Raw genomic sequence first — 24,531 nt, forward strand, 5'->3', positions numbered from 1 at the left:
TCCTCCTTTATTTAATGACACTCTTATTATATCAGATTACATTTCTATGCTAACATTTTGTACTGGGACATCATACCAAGGGTCCTGACGCTTCCTCAAGAAATGCTCCGCCTGGGCGGGGAATGCGACATAGCTGAGCACATCTTCTTCGCTCTGAGCAAAGTCTTGACTTTCCTGGCGAGCAGCCTCAAGTCCTGGATCCAAGCGGTCTGCTGGCCGGCCTTCAAGGACCTCTTCCTGGCCAATAATTTGCTGGCGGATGTCAGAAGCAATTGGAGCCGGTGACTTCCCGTAGAGTCCCTTCACATAGTCCTTAATTTCCTTGGGGACCATCTTATAGCGTTCCCCGGTTAGGACATTCATCACAGCCTGGGTGCCGACCATTTGCGAAAGCGGTGTTACCAAGGGTGGGAAACCGAGGTCTTCTCTAACCCGCGGCACCTCTTTGAGGACTGCATCATACTTATCTTCCTGACCAGCTTCTGTTAGCTGAGACAAGAGATTGGACAGCATCCCGCCCGGTACTTGGTAGAGCAAGGCACGCGGTTCTGTCTGCATCACCTTCGGATTGATCGTCCCTTCTTCCAGGAATTCATCCCGGATTGGCGCAAAATAATCGGCAATCTTTTCTAAAAGTGGCGTATCTAGACCATCGTCATAGCCGAGCTCGTCTAGGCTAATGTGCAGACTTTCTGTGGCTGGTTGGCTGGTTCCCCCTGAGAAAGGTGAAATGGCGGTATCGATGATATCTGCCCCTGCTTCGACAGCTTTAAGATAAGTCATTTCTGAAATGCCAGCGGTCGCATGGGTGTGGATATCTACGGGCAAGTCCGTCCGCGCCTTGATTCCTGTCACTAGGCTATAGGCACGAGCCGGGGTTAAGATTCCCGCCATGTCCTTGAGACAGATGGAATCGACACCCAGGTCTAGCAATTGGTCCACTAAGTTGAAATAATAAGCATCGGTATGCACTTCCGAAATGGTATAACAAAGGGTACCCTGGGCATGGGCCCCGTACTTCTTCACCGCACGAATGGCCGTTTCCAAGTTCCGCACATCATTCAAGGCGTCGAAAATACGGAAGATATCGATCCCATTCTCAACAGCCTTTTGGATGAAGGCGTCGACCACATCATCCGGGTAGTTGTGGTAGCCTAAGAGGTTTTGTCCCCTTAAGAGCATCAGTAATTTAGTGTTTTTTACCACTGAGCGAATCTGGCGTAAGCGTTCCCAGGGATCCTCATTGAGATAGCGCAGGCAGGCATCAAAAGTCGCCCCGCCCCAGCATTCCAGGGCATAGTAACCGGCTTGGTCCATCTCCTCGAGGATAGGCAGCATCTGCTCTGTTCGCATGCGCGTAGCGGCTAGCGACTGGTGCCCATCCCGGAGAACTGTTTCGACAATTTTAATTGATTTCTTCATCTTGTATTCTCCCATCCTCTACAATCATCTTAGCAATAGCCTGGTAAATCGTGTCAAAATCATGCTGGCGGCTCCGTGCACAAAGCTTAGCATCACGTTGGCAGACAAAACACTTGCGCTTGGGCAGCCCCACTTGAACACGGCTTAAACTTTCTTGCTGGCCGGCTTCATCCATGTAGAGACAGTCAATATCCATCAAGCGGCCAAGGTCTGTTTCTTCCTCTAGCTCGACTAGGCATGATTTGACTTCAGACGCAGCTTGGTCAACTAAGATAAAGTATTCCCTACCAGCCAAACTAGAGCGGCCCCCCTCCTTCACCACTGCCCCGGCGAAGGTCTCCCGGCAATAATCTTGAAGGTCGGACTTGGCCAGGTCAAAGACTTGGTCGCTGAGCGGGCTGCGCTTATAGGGGCCCGGCATATTCAGCTTGAGAGCAATTAAAGTCGCTCCAACTGGCGCCTGATTTAACCAAGCTTCCTGGAGACTAGCCCGAGCTTCGCGGCTATCCAGGGCATCCTCTAAGTTACAGAGCGGGCCTGTTTGCAAGGCTTGGCTAAGTTTTTTCACAGTATCAATAGTCATGGACTTGGCTCAGATCCTTTCGTTTGGCGATCATGGCCTGGCATGCTGGGGATTCGATAAAGGCTCGACTAGTCTCTGGCAGATAGTTTTTAGCGGCTTCTAAATCACCATCTAAGACTAAGCGACGAACCTTGGAGGCTGAGATAACTTCTCCGTCTCGGTCTAAATGCCGTCTCGGGATAATATTTAGCTTAAGCTCAGGGGCAAAAACTTCTGCCATCACTTGGTTATAGGCTGCAGTCGTCGGGCTCAAGGGTTCTTCCCCTACAAAGCGCTGGCTGATCCCCAAGCTTGGTGCAATCCTTTCCTTAAATAAGCGAGCATCAACAGCTGCTTGGGCTCTGACTGCTGACTGGTCGGCCTTGAGGAAGTAAGCTGGAAAAGTAGCCTGGGAAACCATATAGTGCTTGGTCTCCACCACATAAACTGAATCCAGGTCGGCAGTGCCACGGCGCACCAAGTCTAAGCGTGTTTCCTTATCGAAGAGCGACCGGTCTTCGGAGAGAACGAAGACATAGAGTCCGTCCACTGCCTTGAGGGCCTCTTCAATTAAGTAGCGGTGCCCCTTAGTGAAGGGATTGGCATTCATCACGACCGCTCCTAAACTTTGGTCTCCTGTAAAGGGAGCCTGGTCCTTAATGGCGGCAAGATAGCTGTCTATCCCCTCCTGGGACCGCTCCATAAAGGCCACGTCTTCGGTCTCTACTAGCAGATCAAAGCCCAAGTGTTCAAAGGTCTGCCGTTTAGAGGCCTTGGTAAAGACTAAGACATCGTCATAGCCTGCCCGGTAGATCTCTGTTAAAAGAAAGGAAATCAGTTGGTGGAAGGCTGCCCCGCCAGCATAGGCCTGGCGGATCGCTAAGCACTTGAGGATATTGGCTTGGTAGGAAGCCGTCCCCACCAAGTCTTCGCCATCAAAGAGGCCGTACGTTGCATCCAAATTTTTTTCTTCTTTGAGTCCAGCACAGTTGAGCAAGTCCAACCAGAGGGCCCGGTCATAGCTCGACCGTTTTACTCTAAGTTTTTGTATTGTTAAGTCGATCCTAATCAGTCCTTCACTCTCTAATAACTACTTATCTTCTGTTGGGAAGACCTTGAGCAAGACCTTCACAGCTAGGTAGAGAAAGCCCATCACAACAAAGATGCCTCCCCAACCTAAAGCTAGAATTTGAAAAGCGTGAACAAAATTCTCATTCATGGCGATAACCTCCCTCTACATACCGACAAAGTAGCCTAGGATAAGACCACCGGCAACTACCGATCCGATCTGACCGGATACATTGGCTGAAATTGAATAGTTTAGAACGAAATTCTGAGGATCTTCTTCCGTCGCCATTTTTTGGATGACCCGGGCAGACATGGGGAAGGCTGAAATCCCAGCGGCACCGATCATTGGATTAATCTTTTCTTTGCGGAAGATATTGATCAGCTTACAGAAGAGCACGCCCCCAATGGAGTCCATAATAAAGGCAACCAAACCAAATGCAATGATCATCAAGGTCTGCACGTTGAGGAAGGCTTCCGCCGTCATCGTTGAGGCAATGGTAATCCCGAGTAGGATCGTAATCAAGTTAACCAATTCATTCTGGGCGGTATCTGATAAGCGGTCTAAGACCCCGCATTCCCGCATGAGGTTACCGAACATCAAGAAACCAACTAGGGGCAGTGAAGCCGGCGCAATCAAACCTGCGACAATAGTAATGATAATCGGGAAGAAAATCTTAGTCGTCTGGGACACGCCTTCTGACCGGTATTTCATCCGAATTTGGCGTTCTTTCTTAGTTGTAACTAATTTAATGGCTGGTGGCTGGATAATAGGCACCAGAGACATGTAAGAATAGGCTGCTACTGTAATTGGTCCTAAGAGTTCAGGAGCCAATTGGTTGGAGACAAAGACGGAAGTTGGTCCGTCCGCCGCACCGATAATCCCAATTGAAGCGGCCTGTTGGAGGCTAAAGCCAGCTGCAAGGGCGACAAAGATCGTAAAGAAAATCCCGAACTGGGCAGCTGCCCCAAAGAAGAGCATGGACGGATTCTGCAGCAAGGGACCAAAGTCAATCATTGCCCCAATCCCAATAAAGATAAGGAGTGGGAAGAGTTCCGTTGCAATCCCAAAGTTAAAAAGTTCATCTAAGACACCAACTGGGCCTCCAGGTTGGGTAATCATCCCTGAAAAAGGAATGTTTACGAGGATGGTGCCTAGGCCCATGGGAATTAAGAGCGTTGGTTCGTATTCTTTTTTGATTCCTAGGTAAATGAGCACAACCCCGATCAGCATCATCACGATCTTCTGCCAGGTGATGGCCAGGAATCCCTGTAATAAAGCTTCCATAATGTGTCTTCCCTTCTATTCTATTCCACTGTAAATAGGGTCTCACCCACATCAACCGTTTGGCCTTCTTTGACTAAGATAGAAGTCACTTGGCCAGCCTTGGGTGCTACAATTTGATTTTCCATCTTCATGGCATCTAAGACAACAACCGCTTGCGACTCAGCAACGGTCTCTCCCGGTTGAAGCAGGACATTTAGAATCGTCCCTGGCATAGGAGCCGTCACTTCTTCACCTGAGCCAGGTTGGCTAGCAGGAGCTGGGGCTGGGCTGGGCTCAGAAGCTGCTTCGGCTGGCGCTTGACTTGGTGCAGGAGCTGGAACGGCTTGGGCTGGGGCCTCTTGAGCTGCAGGAGCTTCGAAGCCAGGCGTTAATTCTTCCATTTCTACCATATATTCTTTATCATTTAAACGGACACGAAATTTTCTTAACATGATGTTTTCTCCTTTATTTTGACTGTTTATGAAATGCGTTCGATGCGTTTGACGCGGTAGTGGCTGTCTTCCTGGTCATGGGCAAGGATACAAGCGGTCAAGATGCCTGCTAATTCCTGGTCGAGGTCAACCGCTTCGATGGACTTAATCCGAAAGACCGTATCTGACCGGGCCCCTGTCACGCAAGCCGCGGCGATCGCTGCGACCGTGCAAGCCTCTTCAGGGTCTAAACCGCTCCGCTCAATCCAATCCTCACTGGCCTCAGCTTGGGGAAGGTCAGCTAGCTTCTTCCTTTCGGGCTCAACCGGGTCAGTGGCAGGCTCCTTGCTTTGAAATAAGTGCTGAATGCGAGAAAATAATCCCATGAGGCGCCTCCTTTCCAATAAGTTCTTGTTAACTTGATTATAACGAAAGATTTCAGCCCATGTTGTTTTTTTACTGCACTTAAGACAGATTATTCATGTGAACGCTATCATTAATGTTCTTTTGGTGTTTTATTCTCGATCACTATTGAAATAGCGCTTACAATCCTTTATCATCTAAATTAAATTAAGTATTCTTCATATGAGGACTTGTCAAATGAGAGAAAATTCATCTATAATAGTCTTTATGTGAAAACATGATCAAAGGAGGTTTGTTGGGATTTTTTGTAAATAGAATACTGATCATAAGATCTAGGAGGAAATGATATGTTAACTGTTTTAAGTTATTTGATGATCATCATCTTTATGTTCGTGATCATTAAAAAGAAAATGTCGCCCTTTACGGCTTTAATTAGTATCCCTTTAATTTTTGCTCTGATTGCAGCTATTGCTGGTCTCTTCCCGGTTCCTAATCCGGAAGTCGAAGATGCCTTCATCAATAATCCAAGTCTCTTTGAACGGATCACTTCCCTAGGCGAATTCGCTGTCGACGGGGTTGGTCAAACGGCAACCACAGGGATTATGCTGCTCTTTGCCATCCTCTACTTCGCCATCATGCTGAATGCCGGGATGTTTGACCCCATCACGGAAAAGATGATCCGCTTCGCTAAAGGAGACCCGGTCAAGATTCTCTTTGCCACTGCTTTCATCTCTATGGTGGTTTCCCTCAACGGGGACGGGACGACAACAACCCTTATTGTATGTACAGCCTTCATTCCTATCTATAAGAAGCTTAATTTAAGGATGATGAACTTGGCTGTCTTGATTATTTTAATGAATACCATTATGAACCTCTTGCCTTGGGGTGGACCAACTGCCCGGGCCATCTCCGTGCTTAGCTTGAACGACCAAGAAGTTATCCGGGCCCTAGCGCCAGGTATGGTGATCTCCGCTATTTATGTGCTCGGTCTGTCCGTCTTCCTAGGTGTCCGCGAACGTAAACGTGTGGGGATTCAGGAGCTAAGCGAAGAAGATATTCAAGCCCTCACTGCTGCTAAATCTGATGAAGAGCAGGCCATGAAACGTCCGAAACTCTTCTGGGTGAACCTTATCATGACCATCACTCTGATCTTCTTCCTCGTCTCTGGTTGGTTCCCAGCCCTCTTCCTCTTCCTTACAGGGACGGTGCTGGCTCTAATCATTAACTACCCTGATCTCAAGCAACAAAAGAATCGCATCCAAGAAAATGCTGGTGACGCTGTCCAAGTGGTTATCCTAGTCTTTGCTGCCGGGATCTTCATGGGCTTGTTCACAGGAACAGGCATGGCAGATGCCCTGGCCCAAAGCTTGACTACCATTATCCCTGAAAGTTGGGGCCGGGCTTGGGGGCTCATTACAGCTGTCCTCTCCGCACCAGGTACCTTCTTCCTATCCAACGATGCCTTCTACTACGGCGTCCTGCCCGTTCTCTACCAAACCGGTACCCAATATGGCTATACAGCCTTAGAAATTGGTGTGGCCTCCCTACTCGGACAAGCCTTCCACTTACTCAGTCCACTCGTTGCCTTCATCTACCTCCTCTTCAACCTAACAGGAGTTGACATGGGCGAATGGCAAAAAGAATCCGGTAAATGGGCCCTCGGTATCTTTATCATCTTCATTGCCGTAGCTGCTATTACGGGAGCTGCTCCAATTATTAAATAAAAGAATTTTGCATTAGAAGCGTGAAAAATATTTCACGCTTTTTTTGTTTCTTTTACAGAAAAGCCCCTTCCTTTTTGCTATTGACTCTTATTCATGTTATATAATGAAGATGAGTCAAAAATACATTAAAGGAGGACACAATATGTCTGAAACTCAAGATGAACTTTCTTTTTTGGATAAGATTCTCAATGCCATTAAGGAAATTTTTGCGCCGATTTTGATCGGACTTACGGCAGCTGGTATTCTCCAGGGGATTACCATCCTCTTGCACAGCTTCTCCCTTATCCAGGAGGGCAAAGCAGAGTACATTATCCTCAACTCCATCTCCAATGCTGTCTTTTATTTTCTGCCTATCTTGCTCGCTAATTCAGCTGCTAAGGTCTTTGGGGCCAACCAGATCCTGGCTATGGCGACAGCCGCCTTCCTGCTCCATCCGGAAATTACCAGCGAATTGGCCAATTATGATGGGAGCGCGGACTTCTTTGGCATCCCTCTGCCACCAGGTAACTACCCTAGTTCCGTGATCCCGATCATTCTGATCACCTTTGCCCAGTCCTATATTGAAAAGTTCTGGTACAAGGTCATTCCAGAGATTGTGCGCGGGGTCTTCGCTCCTGTCCTGGTCCTGCTCACAACCTGTATACTGGGAATTTCAGTTTTAGGGCCGCTCGGGACTGTTCTAGGCGACGGCTTGGTTGCCTTAGTGGACTTCCTCAGTTCCAGAGCCGAATGGTTGGTGCCCGCCCTCTTAGGAGGATTTGGCCTCTTCGTGGTCATGTTTGGCGCCCATTACGCCCTCTTCCCAGTTGTTACCCAAACTATTGCAGCAAGCGGTACCGATACCTTCTTTAACCCTGGCATGCTGGCCGCCAATATGGCCCTATCAGGTGCTGTTCTGGCTGTCTTCTTTAAGACCAAGCACAGTGCCTACAAGCAGTATAACTTGTCAGCTTGTGTAACAGCTGCCATGGGCGTCTCTCAGCCAGGCCTCTACGGCGTCGCCATCCCCATTAAGTCCGTTCTGATGGCTTCGATCGTCGGTGGACTGGCAGGCGGACTCTATGCCGGTATCAGCCAGGTTTATGCCTACGCCTTTGCCAACCCAGGAATTGCTGCCCTCCCTATCTTTATCAGCCCAGATGGGGACATGTCCAACTTGATTAACTGCCTCATTTCCATTGCCATTTCCTTTGGCGTGGCCTTTGCCCTCGTTTACCTCCGTCCCTTCTCCGACTTGCCAGAAGAAGACGTCAACGACATCGTTGCCGACTAGGCCCTATCATTAGACCAAAATAAAAGCAGCACCAGATCCCTTTAAAAATAACGGATTGGTGCTGCTTTTTAGATTCTCTAACTTTTTTAGATTCACCTTAAGCTAATCAAAAATGGTACAAGTTATTTTTGAGCAGGAGTGGAGCGTTGAAGTTGCCCTTAGCCATGAACAAGCAAGTTTCAGGGTGAGAGGGCTGACGGTTAGCTTTCGTTCACTGGAGCAAGTCAACAGAGCAGTCTAAAAGACTGCGGCGAAGACTTGTGAAGTGACACGAAAGCTGTCAGACCGAACCCGACTAGATGTGAATTAGGGATAGTTGGCATTAGCCTTACTAGCCCTTTGAAGCTCGCTAGGTGAGGGACCTTGGCCCGAACCGGTGCCATGGCTCTTTAAGGGCCAAATTCAACAGTGAAACGGATGCTCACCAATACAATTTGTTAAAGAATCATTTTTGATTTGGAGTTATTATAGATTAGCCAAGCCTTATTTAAAATCGCTCGACGAAATAATGCGTGTCCCATATTCACGACCGAATTCGGTATCGTGGGTGACAATTAAGACCGCCTGGCCACTATCCGCCAGGTCCTGAATCAAGCTACCGACTTGGTTGGCCGATTCCCGGTCAAGAGCCGAAGTTGGTTCGTCAAAACAAATCACATCGGGATTCAACATCAGGGCCCGGGCAATAGCTACCCGTTGCTTTTGCCCCCCAGACAAGGTAGAAGGTTTGACCTCTGCCTTGTCGGACAAGCCGACCCGATCTAATAAGTTTAAAGCTTGGGCTTTGATTGCTTCCTGGCTGTCAAGTTTCTGAGCCAGGGGGGCTTCCATCAGATTTTCTAAAACGGTAAAATTCGGAAATAGTTGGAAGTCTTGGAAGACCATGCCCAGATTATTTTGATAGGCACGCTGGTCAGCCTTGCTGAGATAGTCGGCGCCGCCCGCCCCTGCCCGGCAGAGGTACTGATCATTGATGCGAATACTGCCTTGGTCGGCTTTTTCTAAATTATTAATCAGGCGCATAAAAGTTGTCTTCCCTGTTCCTGACTTACCGAGTAGGATGACGATTTCGCCTCCTTCAATCTGGCAAGAAAATTGGTCAATAATTTGGTTGTTGTTATAGGCTTTGGAGAGCCCTTCTACATATAATGCCATCTTGTGCTCCTTTCTACTACCAGTCGATTCGACTTTCGATACCTTTTAAGAAGAAGGTCACGACCGCTGTAAAGAGTAAGTAAATTGCCCCACAGAGTAAGTAAGGGGTCAGTGTCGCATAGGTATTGGCTGCAATCGAACCAGCTCTTAAGAGTTCGCCCAGACCAATTACATAGACGAGGGAGGTGTCCTTAACGAGAGAAATCACTTCATTGCCCACAGAAGGCATCACAATCTTCATCACCTGGGGTAGGATGATCCGTCTAAAGCCGCGGAAGTGGCCGATTCCCAGGACATTAATACTTTCGAATTGACCATCAGGGACAGACGAGATCCCACCGCGGAAAATCTCTGTAAAGTAAGCTGCGTAGTTAATCACGAAGGCGAAGATAGCGGCGGTAAAGCGGTCCAAGCTCAGCCCGATGTAAGGTAGGCCGAAGAAGAAAACCATCAGTTGGAGCATGAGTGGACTGCCTCGCATCACAAAGACATAGGCTTCAATGAGGCCTTGTAACCACTTAGGTCCGAATACCCGTAGAATAGCGATTAAGAAGCCTACTGGGATACTTAAAATTAGGACCACAATAAAGATCAAGAAGGTCATCTTAAAGGCTGACAGTAAAGAGGGAAGAACGGTCATGACCAGAGATTGGCCCCGGTCAGCTGTCTGGTCACCAGCAAACCATTTGTTGTAGATCTCATCATAAGTGCCATTTTCTTTTAGTGTCTGGATGCTTTGGTCAATTGTTTCCTTGAGCTGGGTATCTTCCTTACGCAGGGCCACGGCCATGGGTTCGACATAGTCTTCATTGACGAAGTACTTGTACTGGCCTTCAGGGCGCTGTTGGAGGGTGTAGAGACCGTAGATGGTTCCTGTTGCAATGGCATCAATCCGCCCAGCGTCCAAGTCAGCAAAGACCTCATTGTAGCTAGGATAGAGAACAGGCTCACCGTCCAAACGCTTGTACAAGTCATTCGGCCAGGTCTTCATTTCCTCTGCTGTCGTCGAACCCGATTGACTGCCCACTTTCTTACCGGCTAGGTCCTCTAAGTCATCAATCGAATCATCGGCGCGCGTAATAATCATTTGCTTACTGTCGATATAGGGCTCAGTCAGGAGAAATTGTTTTTCCCGCTCGGGTGTAATCCCAAATCCGTTCCAGATCATATCGATGTTTCCAGTATTCAATTCAGTCTCCTTCATCGACCAATCAATAGGCTGGAAGTCAATCGACCAACCATTCAGGTCAGCCACTGCCTCGGCTAAATCGATATCAAAGCCGATTAATTTCCCTTCATTATCCCGAAAACCCATGGGAGAGAAAGTATCATCTAAGCCAATCACATAGTGGTTCTCCTTAGCCTCAACTGGGGTTGGAAAAACAGATAATAAGGGCAGAAATAGTGCGAAGAGCCAGGCAATACAGCTCAGTTTCAGCATTTTTTTCATGGGACTCATCCTTTCTTTATTTAATCATAATAAAACGTCCTCTAGTCATTGACTAAAGGACGTTAGAAGACGTGGTGCCACCTTTATTCGCTAGACATTCACATGGCTAGCCTCAGCATGTCAGAGGAACTGACACAGGATTAACGCTCCAACACGGCCAAACATTTCCGATTAGCAACTCTGGGGTGTGCCATTTAGTAGGTCTTGCTAGCTCTCAGCTCGCCTAGCTCTCTGTAAAGACCTTCCTAAACTTTTTCCCGTCAACATCATTTCCTATTAATAAAAAAATCCTTTCGTATCATACGAAAGGACGTTAATTACGTGGTTCCACCTTTGTTCATAGCCTACTCACATAGACTATCTCTGTGTGTAAAGTTTACACATGATTAACGCTCAAACACGGGTACAAGACCAGCTCATGGGTGTGTAGACATCAGACTTGGATTATTCGCAGCGACCATAATCTCTCTTGGCAAGTCTTCAATGACCTCTTCCAATCAACGCTTTTATTTTTAACTTATACTCATTATAGACAAGTTTTGAAATTTTGCAAGTCCTTTTTTACTTATTTATCCATTCGGCAAATCGTTCCAAGCAGTAGTTCAAGATAAAAGCCATCAAGCCGTTAAAGAGCAAGGAAGGCAGCAAATGCTGGAAGAGAAAGATACCATACTGGGGTTTTTCTAAATTAAAAATAGAAAAAATAAAATAAATCAAATGGCCATAAGTGAGATAGACAATCATGGTCCAAAACCAAACACTGTAAAAGTTAATGCGGAAGTGTTGGGCGAAATAGCGAGTAGCAAAACAAATCAATGGCATAATAAAGAGATTCACACCGAGCACTCGCGAGTAATAGGTATCGAAGATAAAGCCTATGACGATGGCCGAAAGATAGAGAAGATTCACCCTTTGGCAGTAAATACTCAAGATAGTCAGGGCAATGATTGTGAGCGAAGAAGTCATCGAATAATTGACTTCACCCAAATTCTTCAAAAGCATCACCTGCAAGGAACCATCCAATAATAAGATTAGAATCAAGAGAATTGGAAGAGCAAAGCGCCGACGAAAGTAATTACTCATTGCTTGAATCTTCATCAGATCCCTCTCCTTCTGCCTGGTCAGCTTCTTCTCTGGCCTGCTTAGCTTCTTCGTCCTGCATCACTACAAAGACCTTACGGATATCATCAAAGTCAGCCGCCGGTTTAACCCGCACCTTCTGCGAGAGGCCAAATTCGTCCGTTTTAGCCTCAATCACTTCACCAATGATAATCCCTTCAGGCGAAACACCGCCGAGGCCAGAGGTAGTGACCATGTCTCCCTTGTTGATTTTAGCATCTTGGGCGACCTGGCTGAGGATCAGTTCTTGCTCTTTACGGTCATACTCCTTGATCACCCCATGAACAATCTGGTCCTTGATCTGGATGCTAGCAGCAACTTCCATAGAATTATTAGCCGTTGAAGTCAGTAATTGGACTTTAGAACTGGTTGGATTCACTTCCACAATCCGTCCAATCAAGCCGCTCGCACTCATCACCGACATATCCGTTGTCAGGCCATTATTAGAGCCCAAGTCGATAGTAATATAATCCACCCAAAAGTCTGGTGACCGGGCAATGACATTACCGCCAATGACTTTTTTATCCACCAGGGTTGGCTTAATTTCCAAGAGATCATTGAGTTCCTTATTTTCAGCTTTTAAACTTTCATTCTGTACTTTTAAATCTTGGAGGACCCCAATTTGCTTTTTCAACGATTGATTTTCTTCATAGGTATTCTTCAATGAAGCAACCGAATCCCCAAAATTCATCACAAAATTTCCTGGCGAAGATACTGCTCTCCCAACGACAGCTGTCAGATCATTCATCCAGGAAATAGGCTTAGGGGTTTCATGACTACCAAAGAGCGAGAAGAAAATTAAACTCAGGGAGGTCATGATACTCACAAGCAGCACAATCAATTTTCTCTTTTTCAAAAACTGCCGCAAACTTATCTTTCCCTTCAATTCAATCAAATTTTGTATAATATTTCATTACATAATTATAGCTAACTTTAGACGAACAATCAATAAAGCGAGAAAAATCTCAGATAAAAAAATAAAGGCTGGGACAGATTCCCAACCTTTATAAATGACCCGTACGGGATTCGAACCCGTGTTACCGCCGTGAAAGGGCGGTGTCTTAACCGCTTGACCAACGGGCCAATATTAGCATGTAATGGTCCAAGACAGAGTCGAACTGCCGACACCTTGAGCTTCAATCAAGTGCTCTACCAACTGAGCTATTGGACCAAAAAAGAAAAACGGTCCGGACGGGATTTGAACCCGCGATCTCCTGCGTGACAGGCAGGCATGTTAACCCCTACACCACCGGACCAAGTATATATTATGCTCGTAATTGCGGAGGCAGGACTCGAACCTGCGACCTCCGGGTTATGAGCCCGACGAGCTGCCAACTGCTCTACTCCGCGATATTAGTAAAAGGAGGATAAGGGATTCGAACCCTTGCGTGGTTTGACCCACCTGACGGTTTTCAAGACCGTTCCCTTCAGCCGGACTTGGGTAATCCTCCATATATATCAAAGTTAAGCAATGACCCGTACGGGATTCGAACCCGTGTTACCGCCGTGAAAGGGCGGTGTCTTAACCGCTTGACCAACGGGCCTAAGTTAATAACACAAAACGGAGAATAAGGGATTCGAACCCTTGCGCGGCGATAAGCCGCCTAACGATTTAGCAAACCGTCCTCTTCAGCCTCTTGAGTAATTCTCCATATTCACTTGTAATGGGCCTGAATGGATTCGAACCATCGACCTCACCCTTATCAGGGGTGCGCTCTAACCAACTGAGCTACAGGCCCATAAGAAGCGGGTGACGAGAATCGAACTCGCGACAACAGCTTGGAAGGCTGTGGTTTTACCACTAAACTACACCCGCATTGATGAATAAAATTACGGTCCCGACGGGAATTGAACCCGCGATCTCCTGCGTGACAGGCAGGCGTGATAACCCCTACACCACGGGACCATTAAATTTAAATTGCGGAGGCAGGACTCGAACCTGCGACCTCCGGGTTATGAGCCCGACGAGCTGCCAACTGCTCTACTCCGCGATATTAGTAAAAGGAGGATAAGGGATTCGAACCCTTGCGTGGTTTGACCCACCTGACGGTTTTCAAGACCGTTCCCTTCAGCCGGACTTGGGTAATCCTCCATAGTTTTAAAGGTATGGACCTTGTAGGACTCGAACCTACGACCCGACGGTTATGAGCCGTCTGCTCTCACCAACTGAGCTAAAGGTCCAAGTCGTTTAAATAATAGCGGCGAAGGGGATCGAACCCATGACCTCCCGGGTATGAACCGGACGCTCTAGCCAGCTGAGCTACACCGCCAATATAAAATTTCAATGGAGAATAGCGGGATCGAACCGCTGACCTCCTGCGTGCAAAGCAGGCGCTCTCCCAGCTGAGCTAATCCCCCATTTATCGGGAAAACAGGATTCGAACCTGCGACCCCTTGGTCCCAAACCAAGTGCTCTACCAAGCTGAGCTATTTCCCGGATGCACCCAGCAGGATTCGAACCTGCAACCGCCTGATTCGTAGTCAGGTACTCTATCCAGTTGAGCCATGGGTGCGTATAAAATTATAATGCCGAGGACCGGAATCGAACCGGTACGGTGTGTAACCACCGCAGGATTTTAAGTCCTGTGCGTCTGCCAGTTCCGCCACCCCGGCGCGGATTACCATGTCTGGCAAAAGCGGAATACGAGATTCGAACTCGCGACCCCCACCTTGGCAAGGTGATGTTCTACCACTGAACTAATTCCGCATATGCCGGCTAAAGGACTTGAACCCTCGACCCTCTGATTACAAATCAGATGCTCTACCAACTGAGCTAAGCCGGCTTATTAACTTAATGCGGGTGAAGGGACTTGAACCCCCACGCCTTGCGGCGCCAGATCCTAAATCTGGTGCGTCTGCCGATTCCGCCACACCCGCATATAGATGATCCGTGGGAGGCTCGAACTCCCGACCCTCTGATTAAAAGTCAGATGCTCTACCGACTGAGCTAACGAATCATAAGTTATGGAGAATGAGGGGTTCGAACCCCCGACATCCTGCTTGTAAGGCAGACGCTCTCCCAGCTGAGCTAATTCTCCAAATATTGCGCGGCAGCGTCCTAGTCTCACAGGGGGCAACCCCCAACTACATTCGGCGCTAAGAAGCTTAACTGCTGTGTTCGGCATGGGAACAGGTGTGACCTTCTTGCCATTACCACCGCACAATTTCTATTTAGTTGAGAAAAGCTTGTTCTCTCAAAACTGAATCTGCTCGTAATTACCCAACCACTCATACAATCTTATCCTTTGGATAAGTCCTCGACCGATTAGTACTGGTCCGCTCCATATATCGCTATACTTCCACTTCCAGCCTATCTACCTGATCATCTCTCAGGGGTCTTACTACTTTAAAAGTATGGGAAATCTCATCTCGAGGGGGCTTCACGCTTAGATGCTTTCAGCGCTTATCCCTGCCGCACATAGCTACCCAGCTCTGCTCCTGGTGGAACAACTGGTACACCAGCGGTGCGTCCATCCCGGTCCTCTCGTACTAAGGACAGCTCCTCTCAAATTTCCAACGCCCGCGACGGATAGGGACCGAACTGTCTCACGACGTTCTGAACCCAGCTCGCGTACCGCTTTAATGGGCGAACAGCCCAACCCTTGGGACCGACTTCAGCCCCAGGATGCGATGAGCCGACATCGAGGTGCCAAACCTCCCCGTCGATGTGAACTCTTGGGGGAGATAAGCCTGTTATCCCCAGGGTAGCTTTTATCCGTTGAGCGATGGCCCTTCCATGCGGAACCACCGGATCACTAAGCCCGACTTTCGTCCCTGCTCGACTTGTAGGTCTCGCAGTCAAGCTCCCTTCTGCCTTTACACTCTGCGAATGATTTCCAACCATTCTGAGGGAACCTTTGGGCGCCTCCGTTACACTTTAGGAGGCGACCGCCCCAGTCAAACTGCCCGACTGACACTGTCTCCCGACCAGATCTATGGTCGCGGGTTAGAGTGGTCATGTCACAAGGGTAGTATCCCACTTGTGCCTCCACCGAGACTAGCGTCCCGGTTTCAATGGCTCCTACCTATCCTGTACATGTCACACAAACACTCAATATCAACCTGCAGTGAAGCTCCATGGGGTCTTTCCGTCCTGTCGCGGGTAACCAGCATCTTCACTGGTACTACAATTTCACCGAGTCTCTCGTTGAGACAGTGCCCAAATCGTTACGCCTTTCGTGCGGGTCAGAACTTACCTGACAAGGAATTTCGCTACCTTAGGACCGTTATAGTTACGGCCGCCGTTTACTGGGGCTTCAATTCAGAGCTTCGCTTACGCTAACCCTTCCTCTTAACCTTCCAGCACCGGGCAGGCGTCAGCCTCTATACGTCATCTTTCGATTTGGCAGAGACCTATGTTTTTGATAAACAGTCGCTTGGGCTTATTCACTGCGGCTGGCCTTGCGGCCAGCACCCCTTCTCCCGAAGTTACGGGGTCATTTTGCCGAGTTCCTTAACGAGAGTTCGCTCGCTCACCTTAGGATTCTCTCCTCAACTACCTGTGTCGGTTTGCGGTACGGGTTGTCTGATTCTCACTAGAAACTTTTCTTGACAGTGTGACATCAGCAGCTTCGGTACTAAACTTCCCTCCCCGTCACAACTCATCCTTAGGATGTTAAGCCTTTTACTCAACATCAGACTTGTTGCTTGGACGCGTCTTTCCATCTCCGCGCTCTGCTTAGCCTCCTGTGTCCTTCCATTGCTCAAACAAATCAGACAAGTACAGGAATCTCAACCTGTTGGCCATCGCCTACACCTTTCGGTCTCGGCTTAGGTCCCGACTAACCCTGGGAGGACGAGCCTTCCCCAGGAAACCTTAGTTATTCGGTGGACGGGATTCTCACCCGTCTTTCGCTACTCATACCGGCATTCTCACTTCTAAGCACTCCACATGTCCTCACGATCATGCTTCGCCGTCCTTAGAACGCTCTCCTACCATGTCCTTAGACATCCACAGCTTCGGTGTTCAGTTTAGCCCCGGTACATTTTCGGCGCAGGGTCACTCGACTAGTGAGCTATTACGCACTCTTTGAATGATGGCTGCTTCTAAGCCAACATCCTAGTTGTCTGTGCAACCCCACATCCTTTTCCACTTAACTGAAACTTTGGGACCTTAGCTGGTGGTCTGGGCTGTTTCCCTTTCCACTACGGATCTTATCACTCGCAGTGTGACTCCCGGATTAAAATATTTGGCATTCGGAGTTTATCAGTTTTCGGTAATCCTTGTTGGACCCCTAGAACAAACAGTGCTCTACCTCCAATATTCATCATCCGAGGCTAGCCCTAAAGCTATTTCGGAGAGAACCAGCTATCTCCAGGTTCGATTGGAATTTCACCGCTACCCACACCTCATCCCCGCCTTTTTCAACAGACGTGGGTTCGGCCCTCCAGTGCGTTTTACCGCACCTTCAGCCTGGACATGGGTAGATCACCTGGTTTCGGGTCTACGACAACATACTCAACGCCCACTTCAGACTCGCTTTCGCTGTGGCTCCGACTCTTCGTCTTAACCTTGCATGCTATCGTAACTCGCCGGTCCGTTCTACAAAAAGTACGCCATCACCCATTAACGGGCTCTGACTGCTTGTAGGCATACGGTTTCAGGTACTCTTTCACTCCCCTCCCGGGGTGCTTTTCACCTTTCCCTCACGGTACTGGTTCACTATCGGTCACTAGGTAGTATTTAGCCTTGCCGGATGGTCCCGGCGGATTCCGACGGAATTTCACGTGGTCCGTCGTACTCAGGATACTGGTAATGTTAGTTGGGCTTTCGTCTACAGGATTCTCACCTTCTCTGATTGGCCTTCCCATGCCATTCGACTAACCCGCCTAAATCATAGGTCCCAGTCCTACAACCCCAAAGAGCAAGCTCTTTGGTTTGGGCTCTTTCCGTTTCGCTCGCCGCTACTCAGGAAATCGATTTTTCTTTCTCTTCCTACAGGTACTGAGATGTTTCAGTTCCCTGCGTCTACCTCTAACAAGCTATGTATTCACTTGAAAGTCATCATCGATCAAGATGATGGGGTTCCCCCATTCGGAAATCTCCGGATCAAAGCTTACTTACAGCTCCCCGAAGCATATCGGTGTTCGTCCCGTCCTTCATCGGCTCCTAGTGCCAAGGCATTCACCGTACGCCCTTATTCACTTAACCGTTGGTTAAGTTGTATGATGTGCGAAAAGTTTAATTAAACTCTTTCGGTTTTTTACTCTTGGTAAAATTGGTTTATATCCTTAACTGCTTCCTGGTGGTCACAGTTAAAAATATGGTTATTACTTGCAGTATTCAGTTTTCAAAGAACAAGTTTGAGAGTTAGACCTCTCAAAACTGAACAAAGTGACGATTGTGTATTCCGTTATATCCTTAGAAAGGAGGTGATCCAGCCGCACCTTCCGATACGGCTACCTTGTTACGACTTCACCCCAATCATCTGTCCCACCTTCGGCGGCTGGCTCCAAAAGGTTACCTCACCGACTTCGGGTGTTACAAACTCTCGTGGTGTGACGGGCGGTGTGTACAAGACCCGGGAACGTATTCACCGCGGCGTGCTGATCCGCGATTACTAGCGATTCCGGCTTCATGCAGGCGAGTTGCAGCCTGCAATCCGAACTGAGAATGGCTTTAAGGGATTCGCTGACTCTCGCGAGTTCGCAGCCCGTTGTACCATCCATTGTAGCACGTGTGTAGCCCAAGTCATAAGGGGCATGATGATTTGACGTCATCCCCGCCTTCCTCCGGTTTGTCACCGGCAGTCTCGCTAGAGTGCCCAACTAAATGCTGGCAACTAACAATAAGGGTTGCGCTCGTTGCGGGACTTAACCCAACATCTCACGACACGAGCTGACGACAACCATGCACCACCTGTCACTTTGTCCCCGAAGGGAAAGCTCTATCTCTAGAGTGGTCAAAGGATGTCAAGACTTGGTAAGGTTCTTCGCGTTGCTTCGAATTAAACCACATGCTCCACCGCTTGTGCGGGTCCCCGTCAATTCCTTTGAGTTTCAGCCTTGCGGCCGTACTCCCCAGGCGGAGTGCTTAATGCGTTAACTGCGGCACTGAAGGGCGGAAACCCTCCAACACCTAGCACTCATCGTTTACGGCGTGGACTACCAGGGTATCTAATCCTGTTTGCTACCCACGCTTTCGAGCCTCAGTGTCAGTTACAGACCAGAAAGTCGCCTTCGCCACTGGTGTTCTTCCATATATCTACGCATTCCACCGCTACACATGGAGTTCCACTTTCCTCTTCTGCACTCAAGTTTCCCAGTTTCCAATGACCCTCCACGGTTAAGCCGTGGGCTTTCACATCAGACTTAAGAAACCACCTGCGCTCCCTTTACGCCCAATAAATCCGGACAACGCTTGCCACCTACGTATTACCGCGGCTGCTGGCACGTAGTTAGCCGTGGCTTTCTGGTAAGATACCGTCAAGACTGTAGCAGTTACTCTACAATTTGTTCTTCTCTTACAACAGAGTTTTACGATCCGAAAACCTTCTTCACTCACGCGGCATTGCTCCGTCAGGCTTGCGCCCATTGCGGAAGATTCCCTACTGCTGCCTCCCGTAGGAGTCTGGGCCGTGTCTCAGTCCCAGTGTGGCCGATTACCCTCTCAGGTCGGCTATGCATCATGGCCTTGGTAAGCTTTTATCCCACCAACTAGCTAATGCACCGCAAGACCATCTATGAGTGACAGCAAAAGCCGTCTTTCCAATTTGTCAGATGCCTGACAAATTACTATGCGGTATTAGCACCCGTTTCCGGATGTTGTCCCCCGCTCATAGGTAGGTTCCTTACGTGTTACTCACCCGTCCGCCGCTAACGTCAGAAGTGCAAGCACTTCGTCAGTTCGCTCGACTTGCATGTATTAGGCATGCCGCCAGCGTTCGTCCTGAGCCAGGATCAAACTCTCATGAAAGATTCATGAGCTTTGATAAGCTCGTTATTGCTGACTTTTTATAGTTGTTTGCTCAACTATTTATTGTTTGAATTGTTGGTTCATCAACTCGAAGTTGATGCCCTACACAATTGGTTCGTCTTCTTTGTTCAGTTTTCAAAGGTCTATCTCGTCGCCTTATTGAAGCGACTCAATTATTATATCATCTTTATCGAAATCTTGTCAAGAACTTTTTTAAAAAGTTTTTTTGCTTCTTTCGATTTGATGATCGTCTGCTTGTTCTTTGCCTCAAAGGCTTGAATCAAGCGACTCAATTAGTATATCGAAGTTATTGAAACTTGTCAATACTTTTTTTGAATTTATTTTTGTTGGCGATCGATTTCGAAGTGATCTCGATCAGCAACAAAAATTATTATACCTCCTTCTCTCTCCTTCGTCAACTCTTTTTCATAAAAAAGCCAACTTTTTTATCAGTTGGCTTAAAATCCTTATCATATCTTTGATTTATAGGCGTTCGTTCAATTCTTGAGCCAGTTCTTCGTAGCCTTCTCGGCCTAAAAGAGCGAACATATTTCTCTTATAAGCTTCCACTCCTGGTTGGTCAAAAGGATTAACCCCATTAAGATAGCCAGAAATAGCGACGGCGATTTCAAAGAAATAAATCAATTGGCCCAGCGTATGTGCGTTAATCGCTGGCGCATGGAGAACCAGGTTAGGAACGCCTCCATCCGTGTGAGCGAGTAGGGTCCCTTGGAAGGCCTTGGTATTGACCTCATCAACGGATTGTCCTTCTAAATAAGCAAGCCCATCACTATCTTCCGCTAGGCTTGGGATTTTAATATCCTTTTCAGTCTCTTCAACTTTAACCACCGTTTCAAAGAGGATACGGCGACCGTCTTGGATATATTGGCCTAGGGAATGAAGGTCTGTCGAGAAGTTAGCGCTACTTGGATAAATTCCTTTACCGTCCTTACCTTCTGATTCCCCAAACAGTTGCTTCCACCATTCAGCAAAATATTTTAATTTAGGCTCATAGTTAACGAGAATTTCCGTGTTATAGCCCTTGCGGTATAAAATATTTCGGATTGCGGCATAGAGATAGGCGTCATTTTTGCCCAATTCAGGCTCTTGATAAGCCTGGTGGGCCGCTTGAGCACCGGCCAAGAGCTCATCCGTATTAGCGCCACTTGCTGCAATTGGTAGAAGCCCCACTGCTGTCAGGACGGTAAAGCGGCCGCCAACGCCATCAGGAATAACAAAGCTTTCATAGCCCATCTGGTCAGCTTCTGCCTTCAAGGCCCCTTTTGCTTGGTCAGTCGTTGCATAAATCCGGGACTTAGCTTCTTCTTCCCCGTATTGATCGATCAAACGCTTCTTGAAGATACGGAAGGCAATTGAAGTTTCAGTAGTGGTCCCAGACTTAGAAATCACATTAATCGAAAAATCTTTGCCCTCTAAGGCGTCCATAACCTCGCTGAGGTAAGTGGCACTCAGGCTATTACCCGCGAAGATGATTTCCAACTTGCCTTCTTGGATAAATTGATGAGATAGGAAAGAAATGGCTGCCTTAGCCCCAAGATAAGAGCCACCAATCCCTAATACCAGGAGAACATCGGAGTCGGCTTGAATCTTTTTAGCCGCTTCCTTGATGCGTTGGTATTCTTCCTTGTCATAGTCCAAGGGAAGGTCCAACCAATCCGTAAACTCATGGCCAGGTCCCTTGCCAGAACGTAGCTGCTGGTGGGCTTGGCTGACTTCACTTTGCATATAGTCAATTTCATGCTGGGAAATAAAGGGATCAAGTTTTGAGATATCTAATTTTAAATCTGCCATAGTTAGACTCCTTACTTATTAAAATGATTTTCGTGGTAATCTTTGACTAGGCCCGACTGGATATTCGCAAGACCTTCATCCACCCATTTAGGCAGGTTCTCAGCAATCAAACCAAAGCCATAATCTTTAGGATGGTGGTGCTTGTGCCAGTTACCGCGGGCCGGTTTTTTATTTTTGAAGAGGGGTTGGAGGGCTCTTAGCGACAGGGAAATCTTTTGGCTGTATTCATCAATATCGATAATCTTGGCTGTGACTTCTTCACCAATCTCATACTGGTTATAAATATCCTTTACAAAGCCGTGGTTAATTTCAGAGATGTGGATGAGTCCCTGGTGGTTAGCGCCGAGACTCACGAAGATGCCGTAGCTTTGAATGCCTGTCACCTTCCCCTTAACAATATCTCCAATCGCAAATGACTTGGTCATTAGGCATCACTTTCTGGATCAATAATCTGGATCCCTTCAATAACAACATCTTCCAGCGGTTTATCTTGGGCATCCCGGTCAACATTTTCAATCTGGCTGACAACCTCTTGACCTTCCCTTACTTGGCCAAAGACCGTGTGCCGGTGGTCTAACCAAGGGGTCCCCCCCTTCTCAGCATAGGCTTCAACGATTTCCTCAGGCCAACCGCCAGCACGCAACTGGCTGACCATGCTGGCATCAACTGGTCCCGCTGAGACAATAAAGAATTGTGAGCCATTGGTATTAGGTCCTGCATTGGCCATAGACAGGGCGCCCTTAATATTAAAGAGGGAGAGATTGAATTCATCCTCAAAGGCTTGGCCGTAAATGGACTCTCCGCCGCGGCCCGTTCCAGTTGGGTCCCCGCCCTGGATCATGAAGTTAGGGATGACCCGGTGGAAGATCACACCATCGTAGTAACCCTCTTTAGCATGTTGGATAAAGTTTTCGACAGCTTTTGGTGCTAATTCGGGAAAAAGAGCGACTTCAATTTGCCCTTGCTTGGTTTTAATGATTGCTTTAATTTCTTTAGCTTGTTCTTCTAATTGTGGAAATGACATAACATTCCTCCTCTAAAACTATGCATATTTTTTATTTCTATTCCTCTCTATTGTACCAATAGTTAAAGAAAATGTATAGTTATCGCTAGTTCTCTAATGGTGAGATTTATGTTATATTTATTAAGTAGCTGTCCAATCGACAGCATACTTTTACATGTAGCCAAAAAATTACCGGAGGCCCTATGGACGTACTAACTAACCTACCGCTTGTGGCAACCCTCAGTGCCATTGTTGTTGCCCAAGCCCTAAAATTTCCCATCGCGCTCTTAATGCGCAAGAGCAATGCCAAACTCGCTTTGCTCCATGCCACAGGGAGTATGCCCAGTTCTCATTCGGCTGCTGTGACAGCCTTGATAACTGCGCTTATCCTTAAATACGGCTACCAGTCCGCCTACGTTGCGATTGGGGTGTGTTTTGGCGTGATTATTATGTTCGATGCCATGGGGGTCCGGCGGCAAAGCGGTGAGCAGGGCATGCTTCTTCGCCAATTGCTCTTGATTCTCGAAGAGCGGGCGGCTAAAGAAGACGATCCTGTCCTCAGTCGCCAATTGAAAGCCATTAAGGAGAGCAAGCTCGTCATCGATGATTATTTAGGCCACAAACCTTCAGAGGTTATTGGTGGCATTCTGACCGGTATCCTCGTGACCTTACTCCTTAATAGCCTCTTTAACTTTTAAAGCATTCATATAGAAAGGACGTTCTATGGAAACTCTCTCAAGTGATCTGATCATTATTGGTGCTGGGCCTAGTGCCCTTTTTGCGGCTTTCTATGCCGGTATGCGCCAGTTGAGCGTAAATATTATTGATAGCTTGCCTGAATTAGGCGGCCAACCCAAGGCCCTCTACCCCGACAAGATCATCTATGACATCCCTGCCTATCCCGAAATTTCGGGGGCGGAACTCATCGACCGCTTGTCCCAACAGCTGGCCCGCTTCCATGCGACCACCCAATTCAGCCTCAACCAAGAAGTTTTAAATTTAGAAAACGATGGCGAGGAATTTGTCGTCGAAACTAGCCGTGCGACCTATCGCGCTAAGGCAGTCATCATTGCAGCTGGTAATGGCTCTTTCAGCCCTCGCAAGGTTGACCTGGACCAATTAGACCACTACGAAAACCGTGGCGTTGCCTATTTCGTCAGCAATTATACGGCTTATGCGGGCAAGAATGTCGCCATCTGCGGAGGCGGCGACAGTGCCCTCGATACGGCCCTTGCCCTGAGCGACTACGCCAAGGAAATCTATCTGATCCACCGCCGCGACCGCTTCCGGGCCCATGAATACTCCGTTGAAGCCGCCCGGCAAAAGGACAACATTAACTTCATCACCCCCTATGTCCCAACTGGCCTCGAGGGAGACGGCATTAATCTCTCTGCCATCCACTTGCAAAAAGCACGGTCAGATGAAAGCCAACGTATTCCCGTGGACCAAGTCATCATGGCTTATGGCTTTACTTCTTCCCTAGGTGAAATTAAGAATTGGGGATTGGACATCGAAAAGAATAAAGTCCTAGTCGACGGCCACTGTCAAACGAACCGGCCGGGTATCTTTGCTATTGGTGACATTGCAGGCTATCCAGGTAAGACTGACCTGATTGTTTCCGGCTTTGGCGAAGCCCCTACCGCCATCAACGCCGCCTATCACTACATCTATCCAGAAAAACGCATCAGCCCCTTGCACTCCTCTGACTTACTGAAAGAGGACAAAAATAGATAAGGGTGTTAACAAAGCCGCTTAGAAATTTATGTGTCCACGAATCCGATCTCAAGGTGATCAATATGACCTTTAAGCTTAGATGAATAGGAAATTTTTAAATAAAAGTGCTCAGCTGAAATCATGGTTCAGCTGAGCACTTTTTTGCTTCTCTAATTTTTAAACATTGGTGACTACTTATTAAAAAAACAATTCAAATTGAGTAATAGTGGAGCGTTGAATTTAGTCCTTAGCCATGA

Annotated in this window: 18 protein-coding genes, 23 tRNA genes, 3 rRNA genes and 1 pseudogene; 4 read left to right on the forward strand and 41 right to left on the reverse strand. The window is 47.8% G+C overall.

Annotated elements, in window-relative coordinates; translation table 11 throughout:
* Positions 1 to 36: 36 nt before the first annotated feature.
* The 7 genes from AWM72_RS00855 to AWM72_RS00880 all read right to left on the reverse strand — a co-directional run bounded on the left by AWM72_RS00855 (position 37) and on the right by AWM72_RS00880 (position 5,133).
* Entirely contained in the window at positions 37 to 1,422 is a 1,386-nt protein-coding gene (locus tag AWM72_RS00855; protein ID WP_067971809.1) for an oxaloacetate decarboxylase subunit alpha, read from the reverse strand.
* On the reverse strand, positions 1,406 to 2,005 hold the full coding sequence (citX, locus tag AWM72_RS00860; protein ID WP_067971813.1) for a citrate lyase holo-[acyl-carrier protein] synthase: 600 nt from the start codon (positions 2,003 to 2,005) through the stop codon (positions 1,406 to 1,408). The genes AWM72_RS00855 and citX overlap by 17 nt, the downstream gene beginning before the upstream one ends.
* Positions 1,995 to 2,987 carry a [citrate (pro-3S)-lyase] ligase gene (gene citC, locus AWM72_RS00865; RefSeq protein ID WP_306345450.1) on the reverse strand — a complete coding sequence of 331 codons (993 nt, stop codon included), beginning with the start codon at positions 2,985 to 2,987 and terminating at the stop codon, positions 1,995 to 1,997. Before citC ends, citX begins: the two co-directional genes overlap by 11 nt.
* A gap of 87 nt (positions 2,988 to 3,074) precedes the next feature.
* Positions 3,075 to 3,203 (reverse strand): OadG-related small transporter subunit, encoded by a 129-nt coding sequence (locus tag AWM72_RS09600; protein WP_252100469.1) that lies wholly within the window; start codon positions 3,201 to 3,203, stop codon positions 3,075 to 3,077.
* 15 nt (positions 3,204 to 3,218) lie between these two features.
* Complete coding sequence (locus AWM72_RS00870) at positions 3,219 to 4,337, reverse strand: sodium ion-translocating decarboxylase subunit beta (protein ID WP_067971819.1); 1,119 nt, start codon at positions 4,335 to 4,337, stop codon at positions 3,219 to 3,221.
* 20 nt (positions 4,338 to 4,357) lie between these two features.
* Positions 4,358 to 4,768, reverse strand: a complete 411-nt coding sequence (locus AWM72_RS00875) for a biotin/lipoyl-containing protein (protein WP_067971823.1) — start codon at positions 4,766 to 4,768, stop codon at positions 4,358 to 4,360.
* A 26-nt stretch (positions 4,769 to 4,794) separates the two neighbouring features.
* A complete protein-coding gene (locus AWM72_RS00880; protein WP_067971826.1) occupies positions 4,795 to 5,133 on the reverse strand; it encodes a hypothetical protein in 339 nt (112 codons plus the stop codon).
* 324 nt (positions 5,134 to 5,457) lie between these two features.
* On the opposite strand from AWM72_RS00880, the gene AWM72_RS00885 reads away from it, so the two are divergent.
* Entirely contained in the window at positions 5,458 to 6,834 is a 1,377-nt protein-coding gene (locus AWM72_RS00885; protein ID WP_067971830.1) for a CitMHS family transporter, read from the forward strand.
* A gap of 142 nt (positions 6,835 to 6,976) precedes the next feature.
* Complete coding sequence (locus AWM72_RS00890; protein ID WP_067971833.1) at positions 6,977 to 8,107, forward strand: PTS sugar transporter subunit IIC; 1,131 nt, start codon at positions 6,977 to 6,979, stop codon at positions 8,105 to 8,107.
* Between the two features lie 483 nt (positions 8,108 to 8,590).
* On the opposite strand, the gene AWM72_RS00895 is transcribed toward AWM72_RS00890, so the two are convergent.
* The 34 genes and pseudogenes from AWM72_RS00895 to AWM72_RS01055 form a co-directional block, all read right to left on the reverse strand.
* Positions 8,591 to 9,262, reverse strand: a complete 672-nt coding sequence (locus AWM72_RS00895; protein ID WP_067971836.1) for an amino acid ABC transporter ATP-binding protein — start codon at positions 9,260 to 9,262, stop codon at positions 8,591 to 8,593.
* 16 nt (positions 9,263 to 9,278) lie between these two features.
* A complete protein-coding gene (locus AWM72_RS09645; RefSeq protein ID WP_306345452.1) occupies positions 9,279 to 9,902 on the reverse strand; it encodes an amino acid ABC transporter permease in 624 nt (207 codons plus the stop codon).
* A gap of 48 nt (positions 9,903 to 9,950) precedes the next feature.
* Positions 9,951 to 10,721: pseudogene (locus tag AWM72_RS09650) on the reverse strand (amino acid ABC transporter substrate-binding protein); the annotation flags it as partial.
* 552 nt (positions 10,722 to 11,273) lie between these two features.
* A complete protein-coding gene (gene mreD / locus AWM72_RS00905; RefSeq protein ID WP_067971841.1) occupies positions 11,274 to 11,810 on the reverse strand; it encodes a rod shape-determining protein MreD in 537 nt (178 codons plus the stop codon).
* On the reverse strand, positions 11,788 to 12,726 hold the full coding sequence (mreC, locus tag AWM72_RS00910) for a rod shape-determining protein MreC (RefSeq protein WP_306345451.1): 939 nt from the start codon (positions 12,724 to 12,726) through the stop codon (positions 11,788 to 11,790). Before mreC ends, mreD begins: the two co-directional genes overlap by 23 nt.
* Before the next feature lie 116 nt (positions 12,727 to 12,842).
* Positions 12,843 to 12,914 (reverse strand) — tRNA-Glu (locus tag AWM72_RS00915).
* 15 nt (positions 12,915 to 12,929) lie between these two features.
* Positions 12,930 to 13,002: transfer RNA gene (locus AWM72_RS00920), tRNA-Phe, on the reverse strand.
* A gap of 12 nt (positions 13,003 to 13,014) precedes the next feature.
* Positions 13,015 to 13,087 (reverse strand) — tRNA-Asp (locus AWM72_RS00925).
* 21 nt (positions 13,088 to 13,108) lie between these two features.
* A tRNA-Met gene (locus AWM72_RS00930) sits at positions 13,109 to 13,181 on the reverse strand.
* A gap of 11 nt (positions 13,182 to 13,192) precedes the next feature.
* Positions 13,193 to 13,282: transfer RNA gene (locus AWM72_RS00935), tRNA-Ser, on the reverse strand.
* A gap of 21 nt (positions 13,283 to 13,303) precedes the next feature.
* Positions 13,304 to 13,375 (reverse strand) — tRNA-Glu (locus AWM72_RS00940).
* Positions 13,376 to 13,393: 18 nt separating this feature from the next.
* Positions 13,394 to 13,482, reverse strand: a tRNA-Ser gene (locus AWM72_RS00945).
* A gap of 14 nt (positions 13,483 to 13,496) precedes the next feature.
* Positions 13,497 to 13,570 (reverse strand) — tRNA-Ile (locus AWM72_RS00950).
* A gap of 6 nt (positions 13,571 to 13,576) precedes the next feature.
* Positions 13,577 to 13,647 (reverse strand) — tRNA-Gly (locus AWM72_RS00955).
* Positions 13,648 to 13,664: 17 nt separating this feature from the next.
* Positions 13,665 to 13,737, reverse strand: a tRNA-Asp gene (locus AWM72_RS00960).
* A gap of 12 nt (positions 13,738 to 13,749) precedes the next feature.
* Positions 13,750 to 13,822, reverse strand: a tRNA-Met gene (locus AWM72_RS00965).
* A gap of 11 nt (positions 13,823 to 13,833) precedes the next feature.
* Positions 13,834 to 13,923 (reverse strand) — tRNA-Ser (locus AWM72_RS00970).
* A gap of 15 nt (positions 13,924 to 13,938) precedes the next feature.
* Positions 13,939 to 14,012: transfer RNA gene (locus AWM72_RS00975), tRNA-Ile, on the reverse strand.
* A gap of 15 nt (positions 14,013 to 14,027) precedes the next feature.
* A tRNA-Met gene (locus AWM72_RS00980) sits at positions 14,028 to 14,101 on the reverse strand.
* A gap of 15 nt (positions 14,102 to 14,116) precedes the next feature.
* Positions 14,117 to 14,189 (reverse strand) — tRNA-Ala (locus tag AWM72_RS00985).
* Between the two features lie 5 nt (positions 14,190 to 14,194).
* A tRNA-Pro gene (locus AWM72_RS00990) sits at positions 14,195 to 14,268 on the reverse strand.
* A 2-nt stretch (positions 14,269 to 14,270) separates the two neighbouring features.
* A tRNA-Arg gene (locus tag AWM72_RS00995) sits at positions 14,271 to 14,344 on the reverse strand.
* A gap of 14 nt (positions 14,345 to 14,358) precedes the next feature.
* Positions 14,359 to 14,444, reverse strand: a tRNA-Leu gene (locus AWM72_RS01000).
* Between the two features lie 22 nt (positions 14,445 to 14,466).
* A tRNA-Gly gene (locus tag AWM72_RS01005) sits at positions 14,467 to 14,538 on the reverse strand.
* 3 nt (positions 14,539 to 14,541) lie between these two features.
* Positions 14,542 to 14,614 (reverse strand) — tRNA-Thr (locus AWM72_RS01010).
* Positions 14,615 to 14,626: 12 nt separating this feature from the next.
* A tRNA-Leu gene (locus AWM72_RS01015) sits at positions 14,627 to 14,708 on the reverse strand.
* A gap of 7 nt (positions 14,709 to 14,715) precedes the next feature.
* Positions 14,716 to 14,788: transfer RNA gene (locus AWM72_RS01020), tRNA-Lys, on the reverse strand.
* An 8-nt stretch (positions 14,789 to 14,796) separates the two neighbouring features.
* A tRNA-Val gene (locus AWM72_RS01025) sits at positions 14,797 to 14,869 on the reverse strand.
* A 7-nt stretch (positions 14,870 to 14,876) separates the two neighbouring features.
* Positions 14,877 to 14,992, reverse strand: a 5S ribosomal RNA gene (gene rrf, locus AWM72_RS01030).
* Positions 14,993 to 15,076: 84 nt separating this feature from the next.
* Positions 15,077 to 17,982 (reverse strand): 23S ribosomal RNA (locus AWM72_RS01035).
* A gap of 214 nt (positions 17,983 to 18,196) precedes the next feature.
* Positions 18,197 to 19,746 (reverse strand): 16S ribosomal RNA (locus tag AWM72_RS01040).
* The 16S, 23S and 5S rRNA genes sit together here with 23 tRNA genes alongside, the layout of an rRNA operon.
* A 483-nt stretch (positions 19,747 to 20,229) precedes the next feature.
* Entirely contained in the window at positions 20,230 to 21,558 is a 1,329-nt protein-coding gene (locus tag AWM72_RS01045) for a glucose-6-phosphate isomerase (RefSeq protein WP_067971846.1), read from the reverse strand.
* Positions 21,559 to 21,569: 11 nt separating this feature from the next.
* Entirely contained in the window at positions 21,570 to 21,983 is a 414-nt protein-coding gene (locus AWM72_RS01050) for a CvfD/Ygs/GSP13 family RNA-binding post-transcriptional regulator (protein WP_067971851.1), read from the reverse strand.
* Positions 21,983 to 22,582 carry a peptidylprolyl isomerase gene (locus tag AWM72_RS01055; RefSeq protein ID WP_067971854.1) on the reverse strand — a complete coding sequence of 200 codons (600 nt, stop codon included), beginning with the start codon at positions 22,580 to 22,582 and terminating at the stop codon, positions 21,983 to 21,985. The genes AWM72_RS01050 and AWM72_RS01055 overlap by 1 nt, the downstream gene beginning before the upstream one ends.
* A 182-nt stretch (positions 22,583 to 22,764) precedes the next feature.
* Between AWM72_RS01055 and AWM72_RS01060 the strand changes: the two genes are divergently transcribed.
* Positions 22,765 to 23,259 carry a divergent PAP2 family protein gene (locus tag AWM72_RS01060; protein ID WP_067971857.1) on the forward strand — a complete coding sequence of 165 codons (495 nt, stop codon included), beginning with the start codon at positions 22,765 to 22,767 and terminating at the stop codon, positions 23,257 to 23,259.
* A gap of 25 nt (positions 23,260 to 23,284) precedes the next feature.
* On the forward strand, positions 23,285 to 24,295 hold the full coding sequence (locus AWM72_RS01065) for an NAD(P)/FAD-dependent oxidoreductase (RefSeq protein WP_067971859.1): 1,011 nt from the start codon (positions 23,285 to 23,287) through the stop codon (positions 24,293 to 24,295).
* Positions 24,296 to 24,531: the final 236 nt, after the last annotated feature.

Origin of the sequence: Aerococcus sanguinicola, from assembly GCF_001543145.1 — a bacterium.
GTDB classification, from domain to species: Bacteria; Bacillota; Bacilli; order Lactobacillales; family Aerococcaceae; genus Aerococcus; species Aerococcus sanguinicola.